Raw genomic sequence first — 24919 nt, forward strand, 5'->3', positions numbered from 1 at the left:
TGATCGCGCCGATCGCGATGGAAAACGGCCTGCGCTTCGCCATCCGCGAAGGCGGCCGCACCGTCGGCGCCGGCGTTGTGTCGAAGATTGTTGAATAATTGGCGGCGGTGCTGAGATTATTCGGCGAATAATCTCGGACCCAACCGTTGAACGAAAGAAGGCCGCTCCACAAGGGGCGGCCTTTTCTGTTTTGCGTCAGGATTTTGGTTTACTTACACACAGTAACCAATTCTTCCAGCGCCTCTAACAACGCCGCATTGGTTTCCGCTGAGTTGTAGTGTTCTTTGTGAGAACTGTCCAAGCTACTCGTACAGTGAGTTTCGCTGCATTCGATGGCAGTATCCCGGATGAGCTTGCCGACAGGTTCAAGGGTTTCATCGCTGTCGTAGGCTTCCATGAACGTAATTGAGTAGTTTTCAGCGTGGTCTCCTCCACCACTAAAAACAACGTAATGGTCATCCGCTCTCAGGGTTCGAAGGTCTGCAATCGGAGTTTTCAAATAAGTTCCCAGATGCAAGTTACCGTTTTGATCTGAGGTTTCCGTGCTGATCAAAAACACACATTTCTCTGGAAAAGATATCTGTTGGGTTTTTGTTCGCCCGGCTGACTGCTGCTGTGATGTCAAAGACATCTTGGCAATCTTGAGCGTCAGGTTTTCATAGTCGGTTTCGCCAGCTAAAACCGCGCGACATGCGGCGATGATTAGAATGGAGGCACCTAACAGGTGTTTCATACGATTTTCCCTCGAATGATGTCAGTCGCCGGGTGGTATAATTCATATGGAGAATTTCCAACATCAAAAGCAATTTTAACGTGCGGTGTTTTCCTTTGCAGAGCCAGGATTCCCCCTTGCCAAACCCCACCAAACCCACTAGTACGCGCGAGTTCTCTATAAGAACATCAAGGCGGGGTGAATCCCGCCTTTTGGGTTCGATGAGGGTTGGCGATGCGCGTCTGTCCTCCTCTCAACCTCAACGCCTGATAAAAGGCTGTATCTATGCAAAGCCAAAACATCCGTATTCGGCTGAAGGCATTTGACTATCGCGTTCTGGATGCCAGCACGCAAGAGATCGTCAACACTGCCAAGCGGACCGGCGCGAACGTGCGCGGCCCGATCCCGCTGCCGAACAAGATTGAGAAGTTCACGGTTCTCCGTGGCCCTCACGTTGACAAGAAATCCCGCGACCAGTTCGAGATCCGCACGCACAAGCGTCTCTTGGACATTGTTGATCCGACCCCCCAGACCGTTGACGCGCTGATGAAGCTCGACCTCGCTGCTGGTGTGGACGTCGAGATCAAGCTGCAGTCGTAAGATCGGAGGGTATAGATTATGCGCTCTGGTATTATCGCAAAAAAAGTTGGCATGACCCGCCTGTTCATGGAAGACGGCAAGCAGATCCCTGTGACCGTTCTTCACCTGGACAACCTGCAGGTCGTTGCACAGCGCACCGCTGACAAAGACGGCTACACCGCCGTTCAGCTGGGCGCCGGTGCTGCCAAGGCAAAACGCACCTCGAAAGCCATGCGCGGTCACTACGCCGCTGCCAAGGTTGAGCCCAAGCGTAAGCTGGCCGAGTTCCGCGTCTCCGAAGATGGCCTGATTGATGTGGGCGCCGAGATTTCGGCAGAACACTTCCTGGAAGGTCAGAAAGTTGACGTTTCGGGTACGTCGATCGGTAAAGGCTTTGCCGGTGCAATGAAGCGCTGGAACTTTGGTGGTCTACGCGCCTCGCACGGTGTGTCGATCAGCCACCGTTCGCACGGTTCGACCGGTCAGTGTCAGGACCCGGGCAAGGTTTTCAAAGGCAAGAAGATGGCCGGTCACATGGGCGCTGCCCGTGTAACCACCCAGAACCTGGAAGTTGTCAAAACCGACGCCGACCGGAACCTGGTCTTCATCAAAGGCGCCGTTCCCGGACCGAAATCGGGCTGGGTCACCGTCAAAGACGCCGTGAAGAAGAAAGCACCGGAAGGCCTGCCTTTCCCGGCTGCTGTGAAATCGGCTGCAACCGAAGCACCGGCGGAAGAAGCGCCCGCGGAAGGTGGTGAAGCATGAAACTTGATGTAATCAAACTGGACGGCGGCAAAGCCGGCAACATCGAGCTGGATGCGGACCTGTTCGGCCTCGAGCCGCGCGCGGACATCCTGCACCGTGTGGTCCGTTGGCAGCGCAACAACGCGCAAGCCGGCACCCACAAGGTGAAGACTCGTTCGGAAACCAGCTACTCGACCAAGAAGATCTATCGCCAGAAGGGCACCGGTGGCGCACGCCATGGTGACCGTAACGCGCCGATCTTCCGGGGTGGTGGTATCTACAAAGGCCCCGTCGTGCGTTCGCACGGCCACGACCTGCCTAAGAAGTTCCGCAAGCTTGGCCTGCGCCACGCTCTGTCGGCAAAAGCCAAGGCAGGTGAACTGGTCGTAATCGAGAACGCCGAAGCCGAAGGCAAGACTGCCGCTCTGGCCAAACAGGTTGCAAACCTGGGCTGGAAACGTGCTCTGGTCATCGACGGCGCGACCGTGAACGAAGGGTTCCTGAAAGCGTCCAAGAACATCGAAGGTCTGGATATCCTGCCGTCGATGGGCGCAAACGTCTATGACATCCTCAAGCGTGACACCCTAGTGCTCACCAAAGCGGCTGTCGAAGCACTGGAGGCTCGTCTGAAATGAGCGCGAAGGCAGAACACTACGACGTGATCCGCAAGCCGGTCATCACCGAAAAGTCGACCATGGCGTCCGAAAACGGCGCGGTTGTCTTTGAAGTGGCGATCGACAGCAACAAGCCGCAGATCAAAGAGGCCGTTGAGGCGCTGTTTGGTGTGAAGGTCAAAGCGGTGAACACCACCGTGACCAAAGGCAAGGTCAAGCGGTTCCGCGGCCAGCTGGGCCGTCGCAAAGACGTCAAAAAAGCATATGTGACCCTGGAAGAGGGTAACACCATCGACGTGTCCACCGGTCTCTGATCGAACCCGTCTTTGGAGAGATATAAAGGCCCCCGCGAAAGCGGGGGTTTTTTACGTTGTAGGGTTACTGTTCGCCAAGATAAGGGGCTGGCGGCGTGTCGCAACCCGACGCGGCAGTCGCCCGAACGTTCATCTTTCGTCTATTGCGCGCGCGGGACTCGTCATTTTTTGGTCCTGATTTCTAGCCTAGATTGAAAACCATATTAACAGTTTAAGATTCCTGCTAGGCAGATGTGAAATGATTGAAACAAGCTCAGATTAGAAGCGCTGCGTGTGCTAGGGGACTGCAAAGCGCAAAATCATAGGAACCGTTATGAAGAAGCAATTCAGTTTGTTACGAGTGTTCGCCTATTCAATAGTTTTGATTGCTCTGATTTTTAGTCTTTCCAGGTTTTGGCCTCTTGAGGGTGCTTCAAGGCACATCGATACGCGTTGGCTACTTGCGGCTTCTTCTTGTCTTTTGGAAGGATCATCGCCGTATGCGCCTCGCTTATTCGAGCTCTGCTGGCAGAATTCAGTTGAAGAGGGCTATCTTGCACCCTTCGTTTTTGGCCCACCCGTTTTATTATTTATCTGGCCGTTGGATCTGTTCGACAAATCGCTGGCCTTTACGATTTTTGACATCATTAGTTCCATCGCGCTGGTTTTGTTAGCAGTTGTTCTTTTGCGGATTTCAAAACTGCGAACCGCTTCGGGTATTAGTGCCATAGTTCGAAGTGTTTGGGTGGCTTTTGGTATTTCAATCGGTGGTATTGCTGGTTCAGCCTATGTGGGCCAACCCGTAATACTCGTGGCATTGGGCGTCGCGCTAATCTACCTTGCGTCTGAGGTTCCAACAAAGATGAGCTTTGTCGCTGGGTCCTTCCTGTGTCTGATAAAACCGCACCTAACCATTCTTCCGCTTGTTCTGTGTTGGCTTAGCAATCGAGTTTCACTCCGCGAAAGACTGATAGCTTTCGTTGTTATCGCGGCGCTCATTGCTTACCTTCTGTGGTTGGACCCGTTTCTTCTTTCGAATTACAGAGAGTCGCTTGAGATACATAGCTCAAGCGCAGCGGCATTGATCTCAGAGCCTAAGAATTTGTTTGGGGTCCCGGGATTGATGGATCGCCTGGGTTACCCAGCTATCGCAACTGTGTTTTGTTGTGCCTTCGTCTCTTTGCTGATCGGAGTGTGGTTTGCCCGCAATAGTCAGAGCTTCACAAGTTCAGAGATGCTGTTTTGCTCTTTATTATTGGGCGGAATGTTTTTCTTTCCAATTAAAGATTATGATCTGGGAGTGCTCGCAATCCTATTTGCACTCGCTAGCAAGAAGCCTTGGACAATGCAGGCGTTCTTGGCGCTTCCATTGTTGATTTTATGGCGACCAAGTTTGGTGATGGGGCTGGGGCTTACATCGACGGATAATTTGACCTTGGTAACCTTAGTAGGTTTATGTCTAGCGGCTTTCTATCTCGGACTGGCTCTTGAAAGCTGGGCTCGAGAACGGCGCAGTTCTTTTGGAAGTGGCGATCGACAGCAACAAGCCGCAGATCAAAGAGGCCGTTGAGGCGCTGTTTGGTGTGAAGGTCAAGGCGGTGAACACCACCGTGACCAAAGGCAAAGTCAAGCGGTTCCGCGGCCAGCTGGGCCGTCGGAAAGACGTCAAAAAAGCATATGTGACCCTGGAAGAGGGTAACACCATCGACGTGTCCACCGGTCTCTGATCGAACCGTCTTTGGAAAGAGATAAAGGCCCCCGCGAAAGCGGGGGTTTTTCTTTGGGCAACAACACCAAGAATTGAGCGCAATTCAGACGTCTTTCCCGGAATTCACTTGCTATCTCGGGTGGGGCGTCTATCCGGTTTCCTCCAGGCAAAAAAACATGGCAGGCGCATGACCGAACCCACTCTCTCGACCCGGGGAAACCCGAACATGACCCCTGCGCGGGATTGGGTCACAGCTCTTGCAAAGTATCGCGAACCCAACCAGTGGCGCAGCTCTTTTGAACTGGGTGTCAGCATAGTCCCGTTCTTTACGCTTTGGGCGCTGTCCTGGATGTCGCTTTCGCTCAGCTATTGGCTGGCCTTTACGATTTCCGTCCTGAACGCCGCCTTCCTGCTGCGACTGTTTGCGATCCAGCATGATTGCGGGCACGGAGCGTTCTTCAAAAACAGGGCGGTCAGCGACTGGGTAGGACGCGCGATCGGAGTGCTGACGCTTACGCCCTACGACGTCTGGCGCCGAACGCATTCCACGCATCACAACAGTTCGGGCAATCTGGACAAACGCGGCATGGGCGATGTCCATACGCTGACGGTGGCCGAGTATAAGGCGAAAACCACCATGAACCGGTTCTGGTATCGCGTGTACCGCAACCCCATCACCCTTTTCGTCCTTGGCCCCGGTTATCTGTTTCTGTTTCAGAACCGACTTCCGCTTGGTTTGACGGGGGGTATCAGGTTCTGGGTCAGTGCAATGGGTACCAATGTCGCCATTTTGGCCGCACTTCTGGCGATCTACTATTTCGGCGGGCTGATGCCCATGCTTCTTATTTTCCTGCCCTCAACCCTGATTGCCGCAACGGCTGGTGTCTGGCTGTTCTACGTACAGCACCAGTTCGAGGAGACGCACTGGAATCCCGATGAAGACTGGCAACTGCACGAGGCGGCCCTGCACGGAAGCTCGCATTATATCTTGCCATCCGTCTTGCAGTGGTTCAGCGCCAATATCGGCATCCACCATGTGCATCACCTGTACAGCCGCATTCCGTTCTATCGCCTGACCGAGGTGCTGCGTGATCATGATGAGCTGGCAAACAGCAACCGGATGACCATCCGGGAGAGCCTCGCCAACGCGCGGCTACATCTGTGGGATGAGCAAAGCCGTCGCCTGCTGTCCTTCGCCGAGGCGCGCGCGCTTTATGGATGAGAGGTAGGTTACGCAGCCAGTTGGGCATACGGGAAATCGTCAAAAAGCATATGTGACTCTGGAAGAGGGAAACATCTTCGACGTGTCCACCGATCTCTGATCGGACCCGTCTTGGGAGAGAGATTAAGACCCTCGCGAAAGTGGGTTTTTTGCACCAATGAGCGGTGCTAGCCCAAGCACGCTATTTAGAACCATTCAGGCTGGCCCGGTTTGATCCTGTTCTGCTTCGATGAATGCTTGCCAGCCATCCACATTGCCAAAGGCGCGCATTCTTTCGTGCAGCATAGGGCCATATATGGTCCACATGCGTTTTCGTAAATCCCGTCCCTTTGTCGTGATTTTCAGAACTTTGCCTCTCCGGTCACTATCAAATTCGACAAACTCCACCAGACCCTCTGCCGCGAGCCGCTTGCTCAAATGGGACAGGTTTGACTGTTCGAATATTGTATCCTGCGCAAGTTCATATGGTCGCAATTGTCCGCCGTGGCGTTCGAGCGACCAGAGCAGATCGTACCATTTCAGCGGTGGAAGGCCCGCATTCTTCAAGGCTGCGCTGATATCCGACTGGATACGCCGGGTGGCTCGGTTCATAGCAACCCAAATCTCTGTTTCAAAAGCTGTAGGCAGATCGTTCTTCACAACTTTGTGTTCACTCTCATTCTGATTGCGGTTTTGGTTTTATTCAAGTAGATGAAAATTCATCTAAAATCCAGTGCCTATCGGATGAAAGGAACACGACCATGACGTTTAAGTCTATGATTGCCGCAGCTGCCTTGACCGTTGCCGTCACGCCGGCCCTTGCGCAGACCTACAAGACCGATCAAGGGCATACCGAAGTCCGGTTCGGCTGGAGCCACGCCGGCGTCTCGAACCAGCATGGCGAGTTCACCAAAGTAGACGGCGTGCTGGACCTGAATGCTGACGATGTGGAAGCCTCGACGTTGAACGTGACGATTGACACCAACAGTTTGGCTTCGGGCTTTGGCCCTCTGGATGACCACCTTAAATCTGCTGATTTCTTCGAGGTCGAAACCTATCCCGAGATCACCTTCGTAAGCACCGAGATCAAACGCACCAGCGACACCACAGCAGATGTGACCGGAGACCTGACCATCCACGGTGTAACCAAGCCCGTGACCTTGCAGGCCACGCTAACCCATCAGGGCGAACACCCGCTGGGCAATGCTATCGAATATTACGCGGGCGATTGGGTCGCTTTCTCGGCAACAGGTGAGATTGACCACACCGAATTTGATGTGGGGCCATTCTCAACCGGACCGATCACCATCATGATCGATACAGAGATGAAAGCTGACGGCTAACACCAATGCCAGCCGTATCGCAGAGACGAAAAAGAAAGATTATGCAATCTTGGATGAGGGTGTAGACACCCACCCCCAACCCTGCTACACGCTCCCAATCTTGCGGCCTCGGATTCGTTCCGGGGCCTCTGATATTTGTAACCGGGGACCTTCGGGGCCCTATACCCTTGGCACCTACGGGGGCCTATCACATAGCAGGGAAACCCCCTGCACTTGCTAAACGGAAGACAGAAAGCATGGCACTCAAGTCGTACAAGCCGACGACGCCGGGCCAGCGCGGGCTGGTGCTGATCGACCGTTCGGAGCTTTGGAAAGGACGTCCGGTCAAGTCTCTCACAGAGGGTTTGACCAAATCGGGCGGCCGGAACAACACCGGACGGATCACTTCACGCCGCCGCGGCGGTGGCGCAAAGCGTCTCTACCGGATCGTTGACTTCAAACGGAACAAATTTGATGTCGCGGCAACCGTCGAGCGGATCGAATATGACCCGAACCGGACCGCATTCATCGCACTGGTAAAATACGAAGACGGCGAGCAGGCCTATATCCTGGCTCCGCAGCGTCTGGCTGTTGGTGATCAGGTGATCGCGTCGGCAAAGGCCGACATCAAGCCGGGCAACGCAATGCCGTTCTCGGGCATGCCCATTGGTACCATTGTCCACAACATCGAGATGAAGCCTGGCAAAGGCGGTCAGATCGCACGTGCGGCCGGTACATACGCTCAGTTCGTTGGTCGCGATGGCGGCTACGCTCAGATCCGTCTGAGCTCGGGCGAGCTGCGCATGGTCCGTCAGGAATGCATGGCCACCATCGGTGCCGTGTCCAACCCCGACAACAGCAACCAAAACCTCGGTAAAGCCGGTCGTATGCGCCACAAAGGCGTACGTCCGTCGGTTCGTGGTGTTGCAATGAACCCGATCGATCACCCGCATGGTGGTGGTGAAGGTCGTACCTCGGGTGGCCGTACACCGGTTACTCCGTGGGGCAAGGACACCAAGGGTAAGCGTACCCGCAACAAGAACAAAGCGTCCCAGAAGCTGATCATCCGCTCGCGGCACGCCAAGAAGAAGGGACGTTAATCTATGTCTCGCTCTGTTTGGAAGGGTCCTTTCGTCGATGCTTACGTGCTGAAAAAAGCCGAAGCAGCGCGCGAGTCGGGCCGCAACGAAGTCATCAAAATCTGGTCGCGTCGTTCCACCATTCTGCCCCAGTTCGTGGGTCTGACCTTTGGTGTGTACAACGGCCAGAAACACATCCCCGTCAACGTCTCGGAAGACATGATCGGTCAGAAGTTCGGTGAGTACTCGCCGACCCGCACCTATTATGGCCACGCCGCAGACAAAAAAGCGAAGCGGAAGTAAGTCATGGGCAAGGAAAAGAACCCCCGCCGCGTGGCTGAAAACGAAGCAATGGCGAAAACCCGCATGCTTCGTACCAGCCCGCAGAAACTGAACCTGGTTGCGCAAATGATCCGCGGCAAGAAAGTCGAAAAGGCTCTGACCGACCTGACTTTCTCGAACAAGCGTGTCGCGCAGGACGTCAAGAAGTGCCTGCAGTCCGCAATCGCGAATGCCGAAAACAACCACAACCTGGACGTTGACGAGCTGATCGTCGCCGAAGCATGGGTTGGCAAGAACCTGGTCATGAAGCGTGGTCGCCCGCGTGCCCGTGGCCGTTTCGGCAAGATCATGAAGCCGTTCTCGGAGATCACCATCAAGGTGCGTCAAGTTGAGGAGCAAGCCTAATGGGTCATAAAGTAAATCCGATCGGCATGCGCCTGCAGGTCAACCGCACCTGGGACAGCCGCTGGTACGCCGACACCAAGGACTACGGTGATCTTCTGCTGGAAGACCTCAAAATCCGTGAGTTCATCAACAAAGAGTGCAAACAGGCCGGTGTTGCCCGTGTGATCATCGAACGTCCGCACAAGAAGTGCCGCGTTACGATCCACACGGCTCGTCCCGGTGTCATCATCGGCAAGAAAGGTGCAGACATCGAAGTTCTGCGCAAAAAGCTTGCTCGTATGACCGACAGCGAACTGCACCTGAACATCGTCGAAGTGCGCAAGCCCGAGCTTGACGCGCAGCTGGTTGCCGAGTCCATTGCTCAGCAGCTGGAACGTCGTGTTTCGTTCCGTCGCGCAATGAAGCGCTCGGTCCAGAACGCCATGCGTATGGGCGCCCTGGGTATCCGGGTGAACGTGGCTGGTCGTCTGGGCGGTGCCGAAATCGCACGGACCGAGTGGTACCGCGAAGGCCGCGTGCCTCTGCACACACTGCGTGCCGACATCGATTACGCACATGCCGAAGCGATGACTCCTTACGGGATCATCGGGATCAAGGTCTGGATCTTCAAAGGTGAGATCATGGAGCACGATCCGCAGGCACGTGACCGTAAAGCACAGGAACTCCAGGACGGCCCTGCACCTCGTGGTGCTGGTGGCGGTCGTCGCTAAGGAGGGAAAGATATGCTTCAACCAAAGCGTACTAAATTCCGCAAGATGCACAAAGGCCGGATCAAGGGGCTCGCTAAAGGCGGTTCCGATCTGAACTTTGGCACCTACGGTCTGAAAGCACTGCAGCCCGAGCGCGTCACCGCGCGTCAGATCGAAGCTGCACGTCGTGCCATGACCCGTCACATGAAACGTCAGGGCCGCGTCTGGATCCGGATTTTCCCGGATACTCCCGTGACCTCGAAGCCGACCGAAGTCCGTATGGGTAAAGGTAAAGGCTCTGTTGACTTCTGGGCAGCCAAAGTAAAGCCCGGTCGTGTGATGTTCGAGATCGATGGCGTCAATGACGACATCGCCCGCGAGGCTCTGCGCCTGGCCGCGATGAAGCTGCCGATCAAGACCCGCGTTGTGGTCCGCGAAGACTGGTAAGCGACTGGGGCTATGGCCTCGCTCGTCACAAGATTGACCCTCGTCGGGAAACCGGCGGGGGTTTTTCTTTGGGGGCGCTGCCCCCGCCGCGGCAAGCCTCGACTCCCCCGGGATATTTATAGCCAGATGAAGCAGGGGATCCGGCACTTCATCTGGCCAAAAATATCCCGGAGCGCGAGGCAGAGCCTCGCAAAACACCCATCGCATTCGCGCAAGGGCTGCGCTAAGAGGACGCCATGGCACAGATTGAATCACTCTTCGTTACCCGCCTTTATCGCGCAGCTTTGTCCGAGTTCGATCCCATGATCGATGCGGGAGATCTGGAAAGCTCTTGCCTCGTCATAGCTGAGGATGATGAGGCCGGGCAGGAATGGTGCGAAGAGAATGGTTATCCTGGTTACACCAGCTATGCCTCCCTGACCGATCTGCCTTGGCGGTTTCCGATCTTTGCCGATCTTGTCAAAGTGCTGGATCAGCATGTCGCTGCTTTCGCCAAGGATCTCGAGTTCGATCTGGACGACCGCGCGCTCAAGCTTGAGGACCTTTGGATCAACATCCTGCCCGAGGGCGGAATGCACTCCAGCCACTTACACCCGCACAGCGTAATCTCTGGTACGACTTACGTTGCGATGCCCGAAGGGACCAGCGCGCTGAAACTGGAAGACCCGCGGTCGGGCCGCATGATGGCGGCACCGACGCGGCTGAAGGGCGGGCGCCGGGAATTGCAGCCTTTCATCTATATGAAGCCGCAGGTGGGTGACGTCCTGCTGTGGGAAAGCTGGCTGCGCCACGAAGTTCCAATGAACATGGCCGAGGATGAGCGGATTTCAGTAAGTTTCAACTATCGCTGGGATTGATCCTCAGCCCATTTATTTCGCGCTGACGCGCGCTCGGAACTTGGGAAATCCGATGCAGTTGCCGTTCACCGAGCCAGATCTATAGGCGCCATTTTTGAATTTAAGGTCAAACTTCATAACGCTTCCCGATGAGCAACTGCCTTGTTTGGAAATTGTCGCGTCGAATTGAATTCGATCATCTGTGACCTTACGGACTTTAACGCCTTCAGGTGTAATCCCATGAGCCGCAAGAACCTGCGGCGAATTGTTGTCTATTGCGATATCCATCTGCCATGGTCGATTGGAATTGATAGTCAGGGTCCATTTGCCATCCGGGGCCGCGGTTGCAATGGTTGCTGAGATCAAAGCTGCAAATGAAAAAAACGTTACTTTGGTGCGCTGCATGGTGCTCCTCACAAACATTATTTCTCCAAAATAGGTGTGAATTGTACGTCAGCGATCGTTCTTGGGGCAACATCTATGAGATCGAACGCGATGCCGTTTCGGATGCGTGGGAATTTTTCGCTTATTTGCCCCTCGAATTCTGCCTAAGATAAACAGTGTAGCGGGGTGATATCTTTCTCTTGCCACCCACCTCTCAAACCCTTATACGGCGGCATCCTGCGGTCTCCCGGCGTTGTCGGGCGATTCGTATGTCTATCATTCATCCACCAGGTCAAAGGTGACCCGTGTACGGGGCCTTCTGGTGTTTTGAGCAAAGGAAAAAGGCGATGAACGCCCAAGAACTGCGTGACAAGACCCCGGACCAGCTCCGCGAGGAACTGGCCAACCTGAAGAAAGAAAGCTTTAACCTGCGCTTTCAACAGGCAACAGGTCAGCTGGAAAACACAGCCGGTATCAAAGCGGCCCGCCGCAATGCTGCCCGCGTCAAAACCATTCTGAACCAAAAGGCCGCTGCTGCGGCATCCGAGGAGTAATCAGATGCCCAAGCGTATCCTGTCCGGCACCGTAACCAGCGACGCCAACGAACAGACCGTAACCGTATCCGTCGAGCGCCGCTTTACGCATCCGGTTCTGAAGAAAACCATCCGTAAGTCCAAGAAATACCGGGCTCACGATGAAAAGAACGCCTTCAAGGTCGGTGACACCGTACGCATCATCGAATGCGCGCCGAAATCGAAGACGAAACGTTGGGAGGTTCTGGAGGCGTAAGCCCCCAGGACTTTTCATTTGTCGAAACCCTGGGGGATTTAACGAGACCAGCCCCCACAGGTCGGGAGAAACCACATGATCCAGATGCAGACCAATCTGGATGTCGCTGACAACTCCGGCGCACGCCGAGTTCAGTGCATCAAGGTCCTGGGTGGTTCCAAGCGTAAATACGCCTCCGTTGGCGACATCATTGTCGTCTCGGTGAAGGAAGCCATCCCGCGCGGCCGCGTAAAGAAAGGTGACGTCCGTAAGGCCGTCGTCGTACGCACCGCCAAGGAAGTCCGTCGCGAAGACGGCACCGCGATCCGTTTCGATCGCAACGCCGCCGTCATCCTGAACAACAACAACGAGCCCGTAGGTACCCGTATCTTTGGCCCCGTTGTTCGCGAGCTGCGCGGCAAGAACTTCATGAAAATCATCTCGCTGGCTCCGGAGGTGCTGTAATCATGGCTGCTAAACTCCGCAAAGGCGACAAGGTCGTCGTGCTGGCCGGCAAGGACAAAGGCAAAGAGGGGACTATCACCTCGGTTGACCCGAAAGCCGGTAAAGCTGTTGTCGATGGCATCAACATCGCCATCCGCCACACCCGTCAGTCGCAAACCTCGCAAGGTGGTCGCCTGCCTCAGGCAAACCCGATCGAGCTGTCGAACCTGGCACTGCTGGACAAAAACGGCAAAGCGACCCGCGTCGGCTTCCGCATGGAAGGCGACAAGAAGGTGCGCTTCGCCAAGACCACAGGGGACGTGATCGATGCTTGATACCGCAACCTACACCCCGCGTCTGAAAGCTCAGTACGCCGAAACCATCCGTGCCGCTCTGAAAGAAGAGTTCGGCTACAAGAACGACATGCAGCTGCCCAAGCTGGAAAAAATCGTTCTGAACATCGGTTGTGGTGCTGAGGCCGTCAAAGACTCGAAGAAAGCGAAAGCTGCTGTCGAGGATCTGACTGCGATTGCTGGCCAGAAGGCCGTTGCAACTAAGGCGAAGAAGTCGATCGCGGGTTTCCGCGTCCGTGAAGACATGCCGCTGGGTGCGAAAGTGACCCTGCGCGGTGACCGGATGTACGAATTCCTGGATCGTCTGATCACCATCGCGATGCCTCGCGTTCGTGACTTCCGCGGTGTTAAGCCGTCTTTCGATGGTCGTGGCAACTTTGCCATGGGCATGAAAGAGCACATCGTGTTCCCGGAAATCGACTTCGACAAGGTCGACGAGGTCTGGGGCCTGGATATCGTAATTGCCACCACAGCGAAAACCGACGCTGAAGCAAAGGCATTGTTGAAAGCATTCAACATGCCGTTCAACGCGTAAGCGCCGGGAGGATTGAGACATGGCTAAAAAAGCAATGATCGAACGCGAGAAGAAGCGCGAGCGCCTGGTGGCCAAATATGCCGCAAAGCGTGCCGAGCTGAAAGAAATCGCGAATGACGAGAGCAAGCCGATGGAAGAGCGTTTCAAAGCGCGTCTGAAACTGGCGAAACTGCCGCGCAACAGCTCGGCTACCCGTCTGCACAACCGCTGTCAGCTGACCGGTCGTCCTCACGCTTACTACCGTAAGCTGAAGGTCAGCCGTATCGCGCTGCGCGAGCTGGGTTCTGCTGGTCAGATCCCCGGCATGGTGAAATCGAGCTGGTAAGGGAGACATAGATATGAATGATCCTATCGGCGATATGCTCACCCGTATCCGCAACGCGCAAATGCGCGGCAAGTCCACCGTTTCCACCCCGGCTTCCAAGCTGCGCGGTTGGGTTCTGGACGTGCTGGCGGACGAAGGTTACATCCGTGGCTACGAAGCGACGACCGGTGAAAACGGTCATCCGGCCATCGAAATCAGCCTGAAATACTACGAAGGCACCCCTGTTATTCGCGAATTGAAGCGGGTCTCGAAACCCGGTCGTCGCGTGTACATGGGCGTCAATGACATCCCGCAGGTCCGTCAGGGACTGGGCGTGTCGATTGTCAGCACTCCGAAAGGTGTGATGTCGGATGCAAACGCTCGCTCCAACAATGTTGGCGGCGAAGTGCTCTGCACCGTCTTCTAAGGAGGTCTGCAATGTCTCGTATTGGTAAAAAACCGGTCGAGCTGCCCAGCGGCGTTTCCGCCTCTGTGTCCGGCCAGACCATCGAAGTGAAAGGTCCGAAAGGCACCCGTAGCTTCACCGCAACTGATGACGTAACGCTGTCGGTCGAAGACAACGTTGTGCAGATCAACCCTCGTGGGATGTCCAAGCGCGCGCGCCAACAGTGGGGCATGAGCCGCACTATGGTTGCCAATCTGGTTGAAGGCGTGACAAACGGCTTCAAAAAAGAGCTGGAGATCCAGGGTGTTGGTTACCGGGCTCAGATGCAGGGCAACACCCTGAAGCTGAACCTGGGTTACAGCCACGATGTTGATTTCACTGCTCCGGAAGGTGTCACCATCACCGCGCCGAAGCAGACCGAGATCGTTGTGGAAGGTATCGACCAGCAGCAGGTGGGCGAAGTCGCGGCGAAAATCCGCGAATGGCGCCGTCCCGAGCCGTACAAAGGCAAGGGCATCCGCTATAAGGGCGAGTTCATCTTCCGCAAGGAAGGCAAGAAGAAGTAAGGACGCAAACAATGGCAAACAGCAAAAGAACCCTGTTTCTGAAGCGCCGCCTGCGCGTTCGGAACAAACTTCGCAAAGTCAACGCGGGCCGTGTACGCCTGTCGGTTCACCGTTCGAACAAGAACATCAGCGTCCAGCTGATCGACGACGTTCGTGGTGTGACCCTGGCCGCGGCCTCGACCCTGGAAAAAGATCTGGGTGTTGTTGGCAAGAACAACGTCGAAGCGGCCACCAAAGTGGGTGCGGCCATCGCCGAGCGTGCCAAGAAGGCAGGCGTCGAAGAGGCCTATTTCGATCGTGGTGGCTTCCTGTTCCACGGCAAGGTGAAAGCAGTTGCCGACGCCGCGCGTGAAGGCGGTCTGAAGATCTAATGGTGTGCCGGGCTGAAGCCCGGCCTACCTGATACGACGCCGTAGGCCGGGCTTCAGCCCGGCTTCGGCAAACCTGAAGGCGGGTTCACCCGCCTCGATGATCGGGGGGCTTTCCGGCTCACTTCGATTGAGAAAATGGCGCCGTAAGCGCCACATGAGAAAAGGGATGCCAAATGGCAGAACGTGAAAACCGTCGGGGCCGTGGCCGCGACCGTGAAGAAGCACCGGAATTTGCAGATCGCCTAGTCGCAATCAACCGCGTGTCGAAAACCGTAAAAGGTGGTAAGCGCTTTGGCTTCGCCGCTCTGGTGGTTGTCGGCGATCAGAAAGGCCGCGTCGGCTTTGGCAAAGGTAAAGCGAAAGAAGTACCTGAAGCCATCCGTAAGGCAACCGAACAAGCCAAGCGTCAGATGATCCGCGTGCAACTGCGCGAAGGTCGGACCCTGCACCACGACATCGAAGGCCGTCACGGCGCTGGTAAAGTGGTCATGCGCACCGCACCTGAAGGTACTGGTATCATCGCCGGTGGTCCGATGCGTGCCGTGTTCGAAATGCTGGGCGTCAAGGACGTTGTGTCCAAGTCGCTGGGCTCGCAGAACCCGTACAACATGATCCGCGCCACCATCAACGGCCTGCAGAAAGAGCAGAGCCCGCGTTCGGTTGCCGCACGTCGTGGCAAAAAGGTTGCCGACATCCTGCCCAAGCGGGACGAAGCACCAGCTGCTGCTGAAGCAGAAGCATAAGGAGAGCGACCCATGGCAAAAACCATCGTCGTCAAGCAGATCGGCTCCCCGATCCGCCGCCCCGCCGAACAGCGCGCAACCCTGATCGGTCTGGGCCTGAACAAGATGAACAAAACCCGCGAACTGGAGGATACCCCTTCGGTCCGCGGCATGGTCAACAAGATCCCGCATCTGGTTGAGATCATCGAAGAGCGCGGCTAAGCGCACATTCAATGAATTGAAGCGCCTCCGGCAGACCCGGGGGCGTTTTTTGTTGTGAGGTACAGCTGCCGGATTAGCGCGTGAAGCCAAACATCGCTGCCCAGTTCTCCATTGTCATCCCCGCGTGGTAGCCGCTCTGCATGTCTTTGTCGAGGGCTTCGATCAAGACCCGGTTTTCCAACCAGATTTCAACACACTCAAACGGACCGCGATTACACACTCGGGTAGTCCAGCCTTTTTGGTGAGCCTTGTTGAGCAGGTCTTGTTGCGACAGGACTGAACCAAGCGCGATATGAGCGAATGTTGACGAGGCGTCCATATCGCCGACCTCGCAGGTTACCTGATCTGGGCCAGCGATCAGAGTATGGGTCAATGGATATACTTCAATTGCTGTCCCGTTGTCTTTCTCGGCAAACGCAATCCATGAGTCCGGGAATGGGGGAAATGGCAACGCTTCGCCGCCCATAATATCTGCTAGAAACTTCGCGACGTCCTCGGGGTCTGCGGCGGTGATGGACAAGTGCAATATCGACATGTGTAACCTCATCGAGAAATGAGGCTAGTCTGGCTCAGGTTTCGGGCTTTGTCAGGGCACTATTTTCATGGGTCATTTGCCATTCACCAAACGCATACCGGCTAGACCAAAACGCGCGTTGTTAGCGATATCGAACACTCCTATCTGAGCCTTGTCCACAAAGGAACACATGGAAACGCCCGGGGAATACGCCCCGGAACAGAAAGGAAATTAGACATGGCACATACAGCTACACTGACACATGGCGGCTTCAACCTGAGCACTCGTATTGCGAGCTTTGTTGAGCGCGTGAAAGAAAACCGCGCACGGGCTGCAGAATACAGCCGCACCTATCGCGAACTGCAAAGCCTGAGCAACCGCGAGCTGGACGATATCGGCGTTCGCCGTTGTGATATCGCAGATATTGCACGCGACCACGCATATTGCGCGTAACACCCCGACCACTCACCGTTGAAGAGGCGCTATTTCGGCGCCTCTTTTGGTTTTTGTAACCAGGATACAAGAAACCTTGCAACCGAGGCCGCAACGCTGTAGAGCGCTCCGGTGGATTTCCATCCACGAGAATCAAAACCAAGAAACGCCGTGGTTGGCCCATCACGCTTCGGGGGTCACATCCGGCTTAGGAGAAGCGATATGAAACTGCATGAATTGCGCGACAATCCTGGCGCCGCACCGAAACGCACCCGCGTTGGCCGTGGTCCCGGTTCCGGCAAAGGTAAAATGGGTGGCCGTGGTATCAAAGGCCAGAAATCCCGTTCGGGTGTGGCCATCAATGGCTACGAAGGCGGCCAGATGCCGCTGTACCAGCGCCTGCCCAAGCGTGGCTTCAACAAGCCGAACCGCAAGGAATTCGCCGTTATCAATCTGGGCCTGATCCAGAAATTCGTCGACGCCGGCAAGCTGGACGCCAAAGCTGCGATTACCGAGGATGCGCTGGTTGCATCCGGCCTGGTTCGCCGCAAGCTGGACGGTGTTCGCGTTCTGGCCAAAGGCGAAATCAGCGCAAAGGTGAACCTGGAAGTCACCGGTGCTTCGAAAGCTGCTATTGAAGCGGTGGAAAAAGCGGGCGGTTCACTTCAGGTCACAAAAGCTGCTGCGGCAGAGTAAGCGCTTGTGAGCGGGCAAAGACCCGCTTACATAGAGCACTAAGTTTTCCCAGACGCCGCCCGAGCCGGAAAACGGTTCCGGGCGGCGTTTACATAAGAGAGACCGATTTATGGTATCAGCAGCAGAACAAATGGCAGCCAACACAAGCTGGGCTGCCCTTGGCAAAGCCACCGATCTGCGCAACCGCATCCTGTTCACGCTGGGTTTGCTGATCGTCTATCGCCTGGGCACCTTTATCCCGGTGCCGGGGATCGACGGACAAGCGCTGCGTGAGTTCATGGAGCAAGCGGGGCAGGGCATCGGCGGCATGGTTTCGATGTTCACCGGCGGAGCGCTGGGGCGGATGGGTATCTTTGCCCTCGGCATCATGCCCTATATCTCGGCCTCGATCATCGTGCAGCTGCTGACATCGATGGTTCCCGCGCTCGAACAGCTCAAGAAAGAGGGCGAGCAAGGGCGCAAGAAGATCAACCAATACACTCGTTTCGGCACAGTGGCGCTGGCCACTGTTCAGGCTTATGGTCTGGCCGTTTCGTTGGAATCGGGCGATCTGGCGACCGATCCGGGCATGTTCTTCCGTATGTCGACGATGATTACTCTGGTCGGCGGTACCATGTTCCTGATGTGGCTGGGTGAGCAGATCACCGCACGCGGTATCGGCAACGGTATTTCTCTGATCATCTTTGTCGGTATCATCGCCGAGGTTCCGGCCGCGCTGGCACAGTTCTTTGCCTCTGGTCGTTCCGGTGCAATCAGCCCCGCTGTGATCGTGGGTGTGATCGTCATGGTCATTGCCGTGATCACCTTTGTGGTGTTCATGGAGCGTGCACTACGCAAGATCCATATCCAGTACCCGCGCCGTCAGGCGGGTATGAAAGTCTATGAGGGCGGCTCCAGCCATTTGCCGGTCAAAGTGAACCCCGCAGGTGTGATCCCGGCGATCTTTGCAAGCTCGCTGCTGCTGCTGCCGGTGACGATCTCGACCTTCTCGTCGGGCGCCACAAATGGCCCGGTCATGTCGTGGCTGCTGGCCAACTTTGGTCCCGGACAGCCGCTGTACCTGCTGTTCTTCGCCTCGATGATCGTGTTCTTTGCCTATTTCTACACGTTTAACGTATCGTTCAAACCGGACGATGTGGCGGACAACCTGAAAAAGCAGAACGGGTTTGTACCGGGTATCCGTCCAGGCAAGAAAACCGCCGAGTATCTGGAGTACGTGGTCAACCGCGTTCTGGTGCTGGGTTCGGCCTATCTGGCTGCGGTATGTCTGCTGCCTGAAATCCTGCGGGGCCAGTTCGCCATTCCGTTCTATTTTGGCGGCACGTCCGTGCTGATTATCGTCTCGGTGACCATGGACACGATCCAACAGGTCCAGAGCCATTTGCTGGCGCATCAATACGAAGGGCTGATTGAAAAGTCCCAGCTGCGCGGCAAAAGCAAGAAACGCGGCAGAAAGGGAGCTGCTCGTCGATGAACATCATACTTCTCGGTCCCCCGGGGGCAGGCAAGGGCACGCAGGCGCGTCACCTGGTTGAAACCCGCGGGATGGTTCAGCTGAGCACCGGCGACATGCTACGCGAAGCCAAAGACAGCGGTACTGAAATGGGTAACCGCGTGGCCGAGGTGATGGCTAAGGGTGAACTGGTCACCGATGAGATCGTAATCGGCTTGATCCGCGAAAAGCTGGAACAGGGTGCCAAGGGAGGTTTCATCTTTGATGGTTTCCCACGCACGTTGGCGCAGGCCGATGCTTTAGGTGAATTGCTGGACAGCACTGGCGAGACGCTGGACGCTGTTGTTGCGATGGAAGTCAATGACGATGCCTTGGTTGCACGGATCACGGCGCGATCGACTTGCGGCGGATGTGGTGAGGTCTACAACGATATCACCAAGCCGATCCCAGCGGATGGCAAATGCTCCAACTGCGGCAAGGAAAACGATTTCAAACGCCGTGCGGACGATAATGAGGAAAGCCTCAAAACCCGCCTGATGGAATATTACAAGAAAACCTCGATGCTGATCGGGTACTACCACGCCAAAGGCAACCTGTCCTGGGTCGATGGTTTGGGCGAGATCGATGAGGTTCAGGGGGCTATTGCCACCGTCCTGGATAAAGGTGGTGATGCCACCGGTAACGGCTGAGAATCGGGCATTGATGGAATGGGCTTGACGGCACCGCCAAAAGCCCATATCGACCCCCATCCCTAAAGGGAATCAAGACCGCATGCGGGATTCGTCCCAAATGCCCCGACCACCTCGAATAATACTGGACCCTCTGGCGTCACTGCCACGGTCAAGTGTTGTGAAAAAAGGTTCCGGAGTTACGGAACCGCAACAAAAAGGAAAGTGACACGTGGCACGTATTGCCGGCGTAAACATCCCGACTGCAAAGCGGGTACCAATCGCCCTCACATATATCACCGGTATCGGAAACACCTCGGCCAAAGCGATCTGCGAAGCCGTAGGCATTGAAGCGCACCGTCGCGTCAACGAACTGTCCGACGCCGAAGTTCTGGCCATCCGCGAGCACATCGATGCAAACTTCACCGTTGAAGGTGACCTGCGTCGTGAAGTTCAGATGAACGTCAAGCGCCTGATGGACCTGGGCTGCTATCGCGGTCTGCGTCACCGTCGCAACCTGCCGGTTCGCGGTCAGCGTACCCACACCAATGCTCGTACCCGCAAAGGCCCCGCAAAGGCCATTGCCGGTAAGAAGAAATAAGGGAGGGTCTGACCGATGGCACGTGACAAGACTCGCGTTAAGCGCAAAGAGCGTAAGAACATCGCATCGGGCGTTGCCCATGTGAACTCGACCTTTAACAACACCAAGATCCTGATCTCGGACGTACAGGGCAACGCCATCTCGTGGTCGTCTGCCGGTACCATGGGCTTCAAGGGATCGCGGAAATCGACCCCCTACGCCGCTCAGATGGCTGCAGAAGATGCAGGCAAAAAGGCGCAGGAACATGGCGTCAAGACGCTGGAAGTCGAAGTTCAGGGCCCCGGTTCGGGTCGTGAATCGGCTCTGCGTGCGCTGGCTGCAGTGGGCTTCAACATTACGTCGATCCGCGACGTGACACCGATCGCTCACAACGGCTGCCGTCCGCCGAAGCGCCGTCGCGTCTAAGCGATTTTGAATTAAGCTGGGGCCCGTGTTTTTGCACGGCCCCAGCACGTCATTTTGAACCTCGGGCGTCTGCACCTTGTTGGTCATGGGGCGCGGACAGGAATGGAGGGATTACATGATCCACAAGAATTGGGCAGAATTGATCAAGCCAACCCAGCTTGACGGAAAGCCGGGCAACGATCCCGCACGTCAGGCAACCCTGGTTGCCGAGCCGCTGGAGCGTGGCTTTGGTCTGACCCTGGGCAACGCGCTGCGCCGCGTTCTGATGAGCAGCTTGCAAGGCGCGGCCATCACCAGCGTTCAGATCGACAACGTCTTGCACGAGTTCTCCTCGGTTGCAGGCGTGCGTGAAGACGTCACCGACATCATCCTGAACCTCAAAGGCGTGTCGCTGCGCATGGAAGTCGAAGGGCCCAAGCGCCTGTCGATCAATGCCAAAGGCCCCGCCGTTGTCACCGCAGGCGACATCAGCGAAAGCGCCGGCATCGAGGTTCTGAACCGCGATCACGTCATCTGCCATCTGGACGATGGCGCCGACCTGTTCATGGAACTGACCGTCAACACCGGCAAGGGTTACGTCTCGGCTGAGAAGAACAAGCCCGAAGACGCGCCCATCGGTCTGATCCCGATCGACGCGATCTATTCGCCGGTCAAAAAGGTTGCCTATGACGTTCAGCCGACCCGTGAAGGTCAGGTTCTGGACTATGACAAGCTGACCCTGAAAATCGACACCGATGGTTCGATCACACCGGAAGACGCGCTGGCCTTTGCCGCTCGTATCCTGCAGGATCAGCTTTCGATCTTCGTCAACTTCGACGAGCCGGAATCGGCTGGCCGCCAGGACGAAGACGATGGTCTGGAGTTCAACCCGCTGCTGCTGAAGAAAGTCGACGAGCTGGAGCTGTCGGTCCGTTCGGCAAACTGCCTGAAGAACGATAACATCGTTTACATCGGTGATCTGATCCAGAAGACCGAAGCCGAGATGCTGCGCACCCCGAACTTCGGCCGCAAGTCGCTGAACGAGATCAAAGAAGTGCTGTCCGGCATGGGCCTGCACCTCGGCATGGATGTCGAGGATTGGCCGCCCGACAACATCGAAGATCTGGCGAAGAAGTTCGAAGACGCCTTTTAAGAAAGATGGGGTGAAACCCCATCCTACAAGAGCGCTTCAAAAGTAGGGTGGGGTTCTACCCCACCTCTTAATGCCCGGACTGCCGGGGACTGTACGGGCAATGATGCCCCAAGGAGAGCTGGTGACACGCATCGCTGGCCAGACAAAGCAAAACGCGAAAGAAGGAACTAGAAAATGCGTCACGCACGTGGTTACCGCCGCCTGAACCGTACTCATGAGCACCGCAAAGCTCTGTTTGCGAACATGGCTGGCTCGCTCATCGAGCATGAGCAAATCAAAACAACTCTGCCCAAAGCAAAAGAACTGCGCCCGATCGTTGAAAAACTGATCACTCTGGGCAAGCGCGGCGACCTGCACGCCCGCCGTCAGGCCGCAGCACAGCTGAAAGAAGACAAAGACGTCGCCAAGCTGTTCGAAGTTCTGGGCCCCCGCTACGCCGAGCGTCAGGGTGGTTACGTCCGCATCCTGAAAGCTGGCTTCCGCTATGGCGACATGGCTCCGATGGCGATCATCGAATTCGTTGATCGTGACGTTGACGCCAAAGGCGCGGCAGACAAAGCCCGCGTTGCTGCCGAAGAGGCCGCAGACGAATAAGTCAAACGACGAGTTTGAATTTTGGAACTCCGTACCTTTGGTGCGGGGTTTTGTTTTTGGTTATTTCGAAATGGGCCCTGATCGCGGGTCGTTCCAGCCATTAGCGTGATATGATCACGGCTCTATTTGCCCTCAGCTTTCTCGATGTCCTGCGTCGACGATCCGGCAGTAAGATCGGCTTCGGAAAAGTCTTCGGAGTCGGGCAGTTCTAGATGCAAGGATGAGGTATGGTCGATATCAACCTGGCCGTTGGACAGCGTATAATCAAGCACATGACCGCCGGTTGACAGATCGGCCGATAAGAAATGCAGGTGATATCCGGGCACCCCAATCCCTGCCGCATAATCAGGGCATCTGAAACCGAACAATGTGCCTTCAGCTTCGTGTAACTCGAATTCCGCCTGAGATTTTACGACCTCGGTCAATGGTATATACGGGCGCGTCTGGCGCTGAACACTTCGGTACTTGATATATTTGACCTTGCCGACGAAGCGAACTGCATAAAACAGGTTCTTGGCCTCGGCCATCGCATCTAGACCGCTTTCAAATTCGGCCTTTCCAACCTCATCCTTCAGTTCGAATGTTACACTGGGATCAAACTGGATCGCGGCGGCATAGGGGGTCAGCGTATCTCCGCTGACAACAGTTGCTTTACCCTCGGTGTCGAGGCGATAGCATACCCCATCCACGATGATCATTTCTCCATCCAGCGCATTGAATGTCCCGATGCCAAAGTCACCATGCTCAAGGATTTGCTGTATCGTGACGGTCCCGTCATAGACGCCCTGCATCACGGCGCTCAGCAACGACGCCTGGTAATATTCGTGGGCGTGCGCATCGGTGTTGAAATGACCGTTTTCATGATGGCTTAGAAGCGCGGTCACAAAACTAACCTCATGATCATTTGCCATATCGGTTCCTTTCTGACAGCTGCGCTTCGGACACTATGAACAGATGACCCCGGTTTGCATATGGCGAAGTGTTCGGGCCAAGTCGCTTGCAATCAGACTTCCGCGCCCGCATATCTTCCCTCGACTCTATGGGGGACTGCATGATCCGCGCTTTCTTGGCACTGACTTTCCTTGTGATTGCAACTCAAAGCCCGGCCCAAACACGGGTGCCTCAGTCGCAGGCAGAGATCTCGCTGGGCTTCGCACCTGTCGTCAAGCAGGCCGCGCCCGCAGTTGTAAATATCTATGCCAAGATCGTTCGGCAGGGGCGGGCCAATCCGTTTTTCTCGGATCCGTTCTTTCAGGATTTCTTTGGTCGGGGGTTTGGGGAACCCCGGCCAAGGGTGCAGAATTCACTGGGCTCCGGCGTGATACTTTCAGCGGATGGCTATGTGGTTTCCAACTACCATGTTGTTGGGACAGCAACCGAAATTCAGGTCGTGACAACAGATCGGCGCGAGTACTCAGCCACCGTCGTGTTGGGCGACAAGGAAAGCGATATTGCGATATTGCGTTTGGAAGAGGCAAACGATCTGCCATTCCTGCAGATGCGCGATTCAGATCATGTAGAGGTGGGCGAGCTTGCTTTGGCCATCGGCAATCCGTTCGGCGTTGGGCAGACTGTGTCATCGGGCATCATCTCTGGGCTGGCGCGCACCGGGACGGCAACGGGCAATGCGCGCGGGTATTTCATTCAGACTGATGCGGCGATCAATCCCGGCAATTCTGGCGGTGCGTTAATCGATGTGAATGGCGACCTTATTGGGATCAACACCTCGATCCTGACCCGTTCGGGCGGATCGAACGGGATTGGTTTTGCCATCCCTGCCAATCTGGTGGCTGAGTTTCTGCGGCAGGCGCAAGCTGGCAACGAGAGCTTTGTTAGCCCTTGGGCGGGTATGGCTGGCCAGCACATGAGTGCGGATATCGCCGAGTCACTGGGCATGGTTATTCCACTTGGTGTCGTGATTTCCGACCTGCATGCGCTCAGCCCGCTGGCCGATGCGGGCCTACGGGTCGGGGATGTGGTCACTCATGTCGATGGGGATGAAGTGAACTCTCCGGCTGAAATGAAGTTTCGGATGGCCGTCGCGGGGGTTGGCGGGAAATCGGTGTTGACCCGGCTGCGCGGAGAGGATCAGGCCGAGATCGAAGTGGCATTGATCAGGGCACCCGAAAACCCCGCCGCAAATGAGACCACATTGGATGAGGATACCGCGCTTCCAGGGATGACGGTGTCTGGCATTAATCCGGCCGTGATCGTGCGGCTGGGTTTGACACTGTCGCAGACCGGCGTCGTTGTTGTTGATCCCGGTCCTTATGGCGCGCGGGCAGGATTGCGCGCCGGCGATGTCGTGGTGGATATCAACGGCTCGGGTATCGATGCACCCGAGGATGTTGTTCAGGCGTTAACCGATCCGGGTCGCAGAGTTCAGATTGCGCTTGAGCGGGGTGGTCGCGCGATTTCGTTGCGGTTCAGGCTGTAAC

General features: G+C 56.0%; 40 protein-coding genes. 35 read left to right on the top strand and 5 right to left on the bottom strand.

The features are described from left to right. Window positions 1-98 (top strand): EF-Tu C-terminal domain-related protein (locus tag ACR0B3_RS22565; RefSeq protein ID WP_480808821.1); only part of this gene is annotated, 98 nt, incomplete at its 5' end. Window positions 99-208: 110 nt separating this feature from the next. On the opposite strand, the gene ACR0B3_RS22570 is transcribed toward ACR0B3_RS22565, so the two are convergent. Further along, on the bottom strand, window positions 209-733 hold the full coding sequence (locus tag ACR0B3_RS22570) for a hypothetical protein (protein ID WP_480811046.1): 525 nt from the start codon (window positions 731-733) through the stop codon (window positions 209-211). Between the two features lie 264 nt (window positions 734-997). Here ACR0B3_RS22570 and rpsJ point away from each other — a divergent pair, with 264 nt between their 5' ends. From rpsJ to ACR0B3_RS22605, 7 genes are all read left to right on the top strand, one after another. Next, a complete protein-coding gene (gene rpsJ / locus ACR0B3_RS22575) occupies window positions 998-1312 on the top strand; it encodes a 30S ribosomal protein S10 (RefSeq protein ID WP_008756422.1) in 315 nt (104 codons plus the stop codon). 18 nt (window positions 1313-1330) lie between these two features. Then, window positions 1331-2056, top strand: a complete 726-nt coding sequence (rplC, locus tag ACR0B3_RS22580) for a 50S ribosomal protein L3 (protein WP_008758167.1) — start codon at window positions 1331-1333, stop codon at window positions 2054-2056. Continuing rightward, a complete protein-coding gene (gene rplD / locus ACR0B3_RS22585; RefSeq protein ID WP_010437039.1) occupies window positions 2053-2670 on the top strand; it encodes a 50S ribosomal protein L4 in 618 nt (205 codons plus the stop codon). The genes rplC and rplD overlap by 4 nt, the downstream gene beginning before the upstream one ends. Next, the gene (locus ACR0B3_RS22590; RefSeq protein ID WP_010437040.1) at window positions 2667-2963 is read left to right on the top strand and encodes a 50S ribosomal protein L23; all 297 of its coding nucleotides are present in this window, start codon (window positions 2667-2669) and stop codon (window positions 2961-2963) included. The genes rplD and ACR0B3_RS22590 overlap by 4 nt, the downstream gene beginning before the upstream one ends. A gap of 313 nt (window positions 2964-3276) precedes the next feature. Beyond that, window positions 3277-4512 carry a glycosyltransferase 87 family protein gene (locus ACR0B3_RS22595; protein WP_480811047.1) on the top strand — a complete coding sequence of 412 codons (1236 nt, stop codon included), beginning with the start codon at window positions 3277-3279 and terminating at the stop codon, window positions 4510-4512. After that, window positions 4415-4669: an uL23 family ribosomal protein gene (locus tag ACR0B3_RS22600; protein WP_480811076.1), complete on the top strand. Its 255-nt coding sequence runs from the start codon at window positions 4415-4417 to the stop codon at window positions 4667-4669. Before ACR0B3_RS22595 ends, ACR0B3_RS22600 begins: the two co-directional genes overlap by 98 nt. A 168-nt stretch (window positions 4670-4837) precedes the next feature. After that, window positions 4838-5872: a fatty acid desaturase gene (locus ACR0B3_RS22605; protein ID WP_480811048.1), complete on the top strand. Its 1035-nt coding sequence runs from the start codon at window positions 4838-4840 to the stop codon at window positions 5870-5872. A 195-nt stretch (window positions 5873-6067) separates the two neighbouring features. On the opposite strand, the gene ACR0B3_RS22610 is transcribed toward ACR0B3_RS22605, so the two are convergent. After that, window positions 6068-6463 carry a MarR family winged helix-turn-helix transcriptional regulator gene (locus tag ACR0B3_RS22610; protein WP_480811049.1) on the bottom strand — a complete coding sequence of 132 codons (396 nt, stop codon included), beginning with the start codon at window positions 6461-6463 and terminating at the stop codon, window positions 6068-6070. Window positions 6464-6612: 149 nt separating this feature from the next. On the opposite strand from ACR0B3_RS22610, the gene ACR0B3_RS22615 reads away from it, so the two are divergent. The 7 genes from ACR0B3_RS22615 (at window position 6613) to ACR0B3_RS22645 (ending at window position 10932) form a co-directional block, all read left to right on the top strand. Beyond that, window positions 6613-7194 carry a YceI family protein gene (locus ACR0B3_RS22615; RefSeq protein ID WP_480811050.1) on the top strand — a complete coding sequence of 194 codons (582 nt, stop codon included), beginning with the start codon at window positions 6613-6615 and terminating at the stop codon, window positions 7192-7194. A 236-nt stretch (window positions 7195-7430) separates the two neighbouring features. Further along, the gene (rplB, locus tag ACR0B3_RS22620) at window positions 7431-8273 is read left to right on the top strand and encodes a 50S ribosomal protein L2 (protein WP_480578290.1); all 843 of its coding nucleotides are present in this window, start codon (window positions 7431-7433) and stop codon (window positions 8271-8273) included. A 3-nt stretch (window positions 8274-8276) separates the two neighbouring features. Next, window positions 8277-8555, top strand: coding sequence for a 30S ribosomal protein S19 (gene rpsS / locus ACR0B3_RS22625; RefSeq protein WP_005980699.1), 279 nt, complete (start codon window positions 8277-8279; stop codon window positions 8553-8555). A 3-nt stretch (window positions 8556-8558) separates the two neighbouring features. Further along, complete coding sequence (rplV, locus tag ACR0B3_RS22630) at window positions 8559-8939, top strand: 50S ribosomal protein L22 (RefSeq protein WP_039538267.1); 381 nt, start codon at window positions 8559-8561, stop codon at window positions 8937-8939. Beyond that, entirely contained in the window at window positions 8939-9649 is a 711-nt protein-coding gene (gene rpsC / locus ACR0B3_RS22635) for a 30S ribosomal protein S3 (protein ID WP_008758042.1), read from the top strand. The genes rplV and rpsC overlap by 1 nt, the downstream gene beginning before the upstream one ends. Window positions 9650-9661: 12 nt before the next feature. Further along, window positions 9662-10075: a 50S ribosomal protein L16 gene (rplP, locus tag ACR0B3_RS22640; protein WP_039538270.1), complete on the top strand. Its 414-nt coding sequence runs from the start codon at window positions 9662-9664 to the stop codon at window positions 10073-10075. 236 nt (window positions 10076-10311) lie between these two features. Beyond that, a complete protein-coding gene (locus ACR0B3_RS22645) occupies window positions 10312-10932 on the top strand; it encodes a 2OG-Fe(II) oxygenase family protein (protein WP_480811051.1) in 621 nt (206 codons plus the stop codon). Between the two features lie 12 nt (window positions 10933-10944). Here ACR0B3_RS22645 and ACR0B3_RS22650 read toward each other — a convergent pair whose 3' ends face one another. Continuing rightward, the gene (locus tag ACR0B3_RS22650) at window positions 10945-11316 is read right to left on the bottom strand and encodes a hypothetical protein (RefSeq protein WP_480811052.1); all 372 of its coding nucleotides are present in this window, start codon (window positions 11314-11316) and stop codon (window positions 10945-10947) included. A 326-nt stretch (window positions 11317-11642) separates the two neighbouring features. Between ACR0B3_RS22650 and rpmC the strand changes: the two genes are divergently transcribed. The 11 genes from rpmC to rpmD all read left to right on the top strand — a co-directional run bounded on the left by rpmC (window position 11643) and on the right by rpmD (window position 15986). Further along, complete coding sequence (gene rpmC / locus ACR0B3_RS22655; protein ID WP_039538276.1) at window positions 11643-11849, top strand: 50S ribosomal protein L29; 207 nt, start codon at window positions 11643-11645, stop codon at window positions 11847-11849. Between the two features lie 4 nt (window positions 11850-11853). Beyond that, a complete protein-coding gene (gene rpsQ / locus ACR0B3_RS22660) occupies window positions 11854-12084 on the top strand; it encodes a 30S ribosomal protein S17 (protein ID WP_008757253.1) in 231 nt (76 codons plus the stop codon). A 75-nt stretch (window positions 12085-12159) separates the two neighbouring features. After that, window positions 12160-12528: a 50S ribosomal protein L14 gene (gene rplN / locus ACR0B3_RS22665; protein ID WP_008757934.1), complete on the top strand. Its 369-nt coding sequence runs from the start codon at window positions 12160-12162 to the stop codon at window positions 12526-12528. 2 nt (window positions 12529-12530) lie between these two features. Further along, window positions 12531-12842, top strand: a complete 312-nt coding sequence (gene rplX, locus ACR0B3_RS22670) for a 50S ribosomal protein L24 (protein ID WP_010437096.1) — start codon at window positions 12531-12533, stop codon at window positions 12840-12842. Beyond that, complete coding sequence (gene rplE, locus ACR0B3_RS22675) at window positions 12835-13395, top strand: 50S ribosomal protein L5 (protein WP_170544316.1); 561 nt, start codon at window positions 12835-12837, stop codon at window positions 13393-13395. Before rplX ends, rplE begins: the two co-directional genes overlap by 8 nt. 19 nt (window positions 13396-13414) lie before the next feature. Further along, the gene (gene rpsN / locus ACR0B3_RS22680; protein ID WP_010437098.1) at window positions 13415-13720 is read left to right on the top strand and encodes a 30S ribosomal protein S14; all 306 of its coding nucleotides are present in this window, start codon (window positions 13415-13417) and stop codon (window positions 13718-13720) included. A gap of 13 nt (window positions 13721-13733) precedes the next feature. Continuing rightward, window positions 13734-14126 (top strand): 30S ribosomal protein S8, encoded by a 393-nt coding sequence (rpsH, locus tag ACR0B3_RS22685; RefSeq protein ID WP_010437099.1) that lies wholly within the window; start codon window positions 13734-13736, stop codon window positions 14124-14126. 11 nt (window positions 14127-14137) lie between these two features. Then, entirely contained in the window at window positions 14138-14671 is a 534-nt protein-coding gene (gene rplF, locus ACR0B3_RS22690; RefSeq protein ID WP_010437101.1) for a 50S ribosomal protein L6, read from the top strand. Window positions 14672-14682: 11 nt separating this feature from the next. Continuing rightward, window positions 14683-15042, top strand: a complete 360-nt coding sequence (rplR, locus tag ACR0B3_RS22695) for a 50S ribosomal protein L18 (RefSeq protein ID WP_170356678.1) — start codon at window positions 14683-14685, stop codon at window positions 15040-15042. A gap of 173 nt (window positions 15043-15215) precedes the next feature. Further along, window positions 15216-15785: a 30S ribosomal protein S5 gene (rpsE, locus tag ACR0B3_RS22700; protein ID WP_155148691.1), complete on the top strand. Its 570-nt coding sequence runs from the start codon at window positions 15216-15218 to the stop codon at window positions 15783-15785. 12 nt (window positions 15786-15797) lie between these two features. Next, window positions 15798-15986, top strand: coding sequence for a 50S ribosomal protein L30 (gene rpmD / locus ACR0B3_RS22705; protein ID WP_170402795.1), 189 nt, complete (start codon window positions 15798-15800; stop codon window positions 15984-15986). 73 nt (window positions 15987-16059) lie between these two features. Here the strand turns inward: rpmD and ACR0B3_RS22710 are convergent, their stop codons facing one another. Beyond that, window positions 16060-16521 (bottom strand): VOC family protein, encoded by a 462-nt coding sequence (locus ACR0B3_RS22710; protein ID WP_480811053.1) that lies wholly within the window; start codon window positions 16519-16521, stop codon window positions 16060-16062. A 216-nt stretch (window positions 16522-16737) separates the two neighbouring features. Between ACR0B3_RS22710 and ACR0B3_RS22715 the strand changes: the two genes are divergently transcribed. From ACR0B3_RS22715 to rplQ, 8 genes are all read left to right on the top strand, one after another. Then, window positions 16738-16953, top strand: a complete 216-nt coding sequence (locus ACR0B3_RS22715) for a DUF1127 domain-containing protein (RefSeq protein WP_480811054.1) — start codon at window positions 16738-16740, stop codon at window positions 16951-16953. 201 nt (window positions 16954-17154) lie between these two features. After that, window positions 17155-17628 (top strand): 50S ribosomal protein L15, encoded by a 474-nt coding sequence (gene rplO, locus ACR0B3_RS22720; RefSeq protein ID WP_170687296.1) that lies wholly within the window; start codon window positions 17155-17157, stop codon window positions 17626-17628. A gap of 109 nt (window positions 17629-17737) precedes the next feature. After that, a complete protein-coding gene (gene secY / locus ACR0B3_RS22725; RefSeq protein WP_170687295.1) occupies window positions 17738-19102 on the top strand; it encodes a preprotein translocase subunit SecY in 1365 nt (454 codons plus the stop codon). Next, window positions 19099-19770: an adenylate kinase gene (locus ACR0B3_RS22730; RefSeq protein WP_170687294.1), complete on the top strand. Its 672-nt coding sequence runs from the start codon at window positions 19099-19101 to the stop codon at window positions 19768-19770. Before secY ends, ACR0B3_RS22730 begins: the two co-directional genes overlap by 4 nt. 211 nt (window positions 19771-19981) lie before the next feature. Further along, a complete protein-coding gene (gene rpsM, locus ACR0B3_RS22735; RefSeq protein WP_008757392.1) occupies window positions 19982-20350 on the top strand; it encodes a 30S ribosomal protein S13 in 369 nt (122 codons plus the stop codon). 15 nt (window positions 20351-20365) lie between these two features. Then, window positions 20366-20755 carry a 30S ribosomal protein S11 gene (gene rpsK, locus ACR0B3_RS22740; RefSeq protein WP_008757289.1) on the top strand — a complete coding sequence of 130 codons (390 nt, stop codon included), beginning with the start codon at window positions 20366-20368 and terminating at the stop codon, window positions 20753-20755. A 115-nt stretch (window positions 20756-20870) separates the two neighbouring features. Further along, entirely contained in the window at window positions 20871-21887 is a 1017-nt protein-coding gene (locus ACR0B3_RS22745) for a DNA-directed RNA polymerase subunit alpha (protein ID WP_010437127.1), read from the top strand. 174 nt (window positions 21888-22061) lie between these two features. Then, window positions 22062-22481: a 50S ribosomal protein L17 gene (rplQ, locus tag ACR0B3_RS22750; protein WP_480811055.1), complete on the top strand. Its 420-nt coding sequence runs from the start codon at window positions 22062-22064 to the stop codon at window positions 22479-22481. A 122-nt stretch (window positions 22482-22603) separates the two neighbouring features. Here rplQ and budA read toward each other — a convergent pair whose 3' ends face one another. After that, window positions 22604-23392 (bottom strand): acetolactate decarboxylase, encoded by a 789-nt coding sequence (gene budA, locus ACR0B3_RS22755; protein ID WP_480811056.1) that lies wholly within the window; start codon window positions 23390-23392, stop codon window positions 22604-22606. A gap of 140 nt (window positions 23393-23532) precedes the next feature. On the opposite strand from budA, the gene ACR0B3_RS22760 reads away from it, so the two are divergent. Further along, complete coding sequence (locus ACR0B3_RS22760) at window positions 23533-24918, top strand: trypsin-like peptidase domain-containing protein (protein ID WP_480811057.1); 1386 nt, start codon at window positions 23533-23535, stop codon at window positions 24916-24918. Window position 24919 lies beyond the last annotated feature (1 nt).

The sequence above is a fragment of the Ruegeria sp. CE9 genome (genome assembly GCF_056537425.1).

Coding starts and splice junctions, on each gene's coding strand:
- rplR (WP_170356678.1), top strand. CDS start 14,683: ATGGCAAACAGCAAAAGAACCCTGTTTCTGAAGCGCCGCCTGCGCGTT.
- ACR0B3_RS22570 (WP_480811046.1), bottom strand. CDS start 733: ATGAAACACCTGTTAGGTGCCTCCATTCTAATCATCGCCGCATGTCGC.
- ACR0B3_RS22610 (WP_480811049.1), bottom strand. CDS start 6,463: ATGAACCGAGCCACCCGGCGTATCCAGTCGGATATCAGCGCAGCCTTG.
- rplN (WP_008757934.1), top strand. CDS start 12,160: ATGATCCAGATGCAGACCAATCTGGATGTCGCTGACAACTCCGGCGCA.
- rpsJ (WP_008756422.1), top strand. CDS start 998: ATGCAAAGCCAAAACATCCGTATTCGGCTGAAGGCATTTGACTATCGC.
- rplX (WP_010437096.1), top strand. CDS start 12,531: ATGGCTGCTAAACTCCGCAAAGGCGACAAGGTCGTCGTGCTGGCCGGC.
- rplB (WP_480578290.1), top strand. CDS start 7,431: ATGGCACTCAAGTCGTACAAGCCGACGACGCCGGGCCAGCGCGGGCTG.
- rplQ (WP_480811055.1), top strand. CDS start 22,062: ATGCGTCACGCACGTGGTTACCGCCGCCTGAACCGTACTCATGAGCAC.
- budA (WP_480811056.1), bottom strand. CDS start 23,392: ATGGCAAATGATCATGAGGTTAGTTTTGTGACCGCGCTTCTAAGCCAT.
- rplV (WP_039538267.1), top strand. CDS start 8,559: ATGGGCAAGGAAAAGAACCCCCGCCGCGTGGCTGAAAACGAAGCAATG.
- rpmD (WP_170402795.1), top strand. CDS start 15,798: ATGGCAAAAACCATCGTCGTCAAGCAGATCGGCTCCCCGATCCGCCGC.
- secY (WP_170687295.1), top strand. CDS start 17,738: ATGGTATCAGCAGCAGAACAAATGGCAGCCAACACAAGCTGGGCTGCC.
- rplO (WP_170687296.1), top strand. CDS start 17,155: ATGAAACTGCATGAATTGCGCGACAATCCTGGCGCCGCACCGAAACGC.
- rpsE (WP_155148691.1), top strand. CDS start 15,216: ATGGCAGAACGTGAAAACCGTCGGGGCCGTGGCCGCGACCGTGAAGAA.
- ACR0B3_RS22615 (WP_480811050.1), top strand. CDS start 6,613: ATGACGTTTAAGTCTATGATTGCCGCAGCTGCCTTGACCGTTGCCGTC.
- ACR0B3_RS22715 (WP_480811054.1), top strand. CDS start 16,738: ATGGCACATACAGCTACACTGACACATGGCGGCTTCAACCTGAGCACT.
- rpsN (WP_010437098.1), top strand. CDS start 13,415: ATGGCTAAAAAAGCAATGATCGAACGCGAGAAGAAGCGCGAGCGCCTG.
- rplP (WP_039538270.1), top strand. CDS start 9,662: ATGCTTCAACCAAAGCGTACTAAATTCCGCAAGATGCACAAAGGCCGG.
- rpsS (WP_005980699.1), top strand. CDS start 8,277: ATGTCTCGCTCTGTTTGGAAGGGTCCTTTCGTCGATGCTTACGTGCTG.
- rpsQ (WP_008757253.1), top strand. CDS start 11,854: ATGCCCAAGCGTATCCTGTCCGGCACCGTAACCAGCGACGCCAACGAA.
- rpsH (WP_010437099.1), top strand. CDS start 13,734: ATGAATGATCCTATCGGCGATATGCTCACCCGTATCCGCAACGCGCAA.
- ACR0B3_RS22745 (WP_010437127.1), top strand. CDS start 20,871: ATGATCCACAAGAATTGGGCAGAATTGATCAAGCCAACCCAGCTTGAC.
- rpsK (WP_008757289.1), top strand. CDS start 20,366: ATGGCACGTGACAAGACTCGCGTTAAGCGCAAAGAGCGTAAGAACATC.
- ACR0B3_RS22595 (WP_480811047.1), top strand. CDS start 3,277: ATGAAGAAGCAATTCAGTTTGTTACGAGTGTTCGCCTATTCAATAGTT.
- rplC (WP_008758167.1), top strand. CDS start 1,331: ATGCGCTCTGGTATTATCGCAAAAAAAGTTGGCATGACCCGCCTGTTC.
- rplF (WP_010437101.1), top strand. CDS start 14,138: ATGTCTCGTATTGGTAAAAAACCGGTCGAGCTGCCCAGCGGCGTTTCC.
- ACR0B3_RS22605 (WP_480811048.1), top strand. CDS start 4,838: ATGACCGAACCCACTCTCTCGACCCGGGGAAACCCGAACATGACCCCT.
- rplD (WP_010437039.1), top strand. CDS start 2,053: ATGAAACTTGATGTAATCAAACTGGACGGCGGCAAAGCCGGCAACATC.
- ACR0B3_RS22645 (WP_480811051.1), top strand. CDS start 10,312: ATGGCACAGATTGAATCACTCTTCGTTACCCGCCTTTATCGCGCAGCT.
- ACR0B3_RS22730 (WP_170687294.1), top strand. CDS start 19,099: ATGAACATCATACTTCTCGGTCCCCCGGGGGCAGGCAAGGGCACGCAG.
- ACR0B3_RS22760 (WP_480811057.1), top strand. CDS start 23,533: ATGATCCGCGCTTTCTTGGCACTGACTTTCCTTGTGATTGCAACTCAA.
- ACR0B3_RS22710 (WP_480811053.1), bottom strand. CDS start 16,521: ATGTCGATATTGCACTTGTCCATCACCGCCGCAGACCCCGAGGACGTC.
- rpsC (WP_008758042.1), top strand. CDS start 8,939: ATGGGTCATAAAGTAAATCCGATCGGCATGCGCCTGCAGGTCAACCGC.
- rplE (WP_170544316.1), top strand. CDS start 12,835: ATGCTTGATACCGCAACCTACACCCCGCGTCTGAAAGCTCAGTACGCC.
- ACR0B3_RS22590 (WP_010437040.1), top strand. CDS start 2,667: ATGAGCGCGAAGGCAGAACACTACGACGTGATCCGCAAGCCGGTCATC.
- ACR0B3_RS22650 (WP_480811052.1), bottom strand. CDS start 11,316: ATGCAGCGCACCAAAGTAACGTTTTTTTCATTTGCAGCTTTGATCTCA.
- rpmC (WP_039538276.1), top strand. CDS start 11,643: ATGAACGCCCAAGAACTGCGTGACAAGACCCCGGACCAGCTCCGCGAG.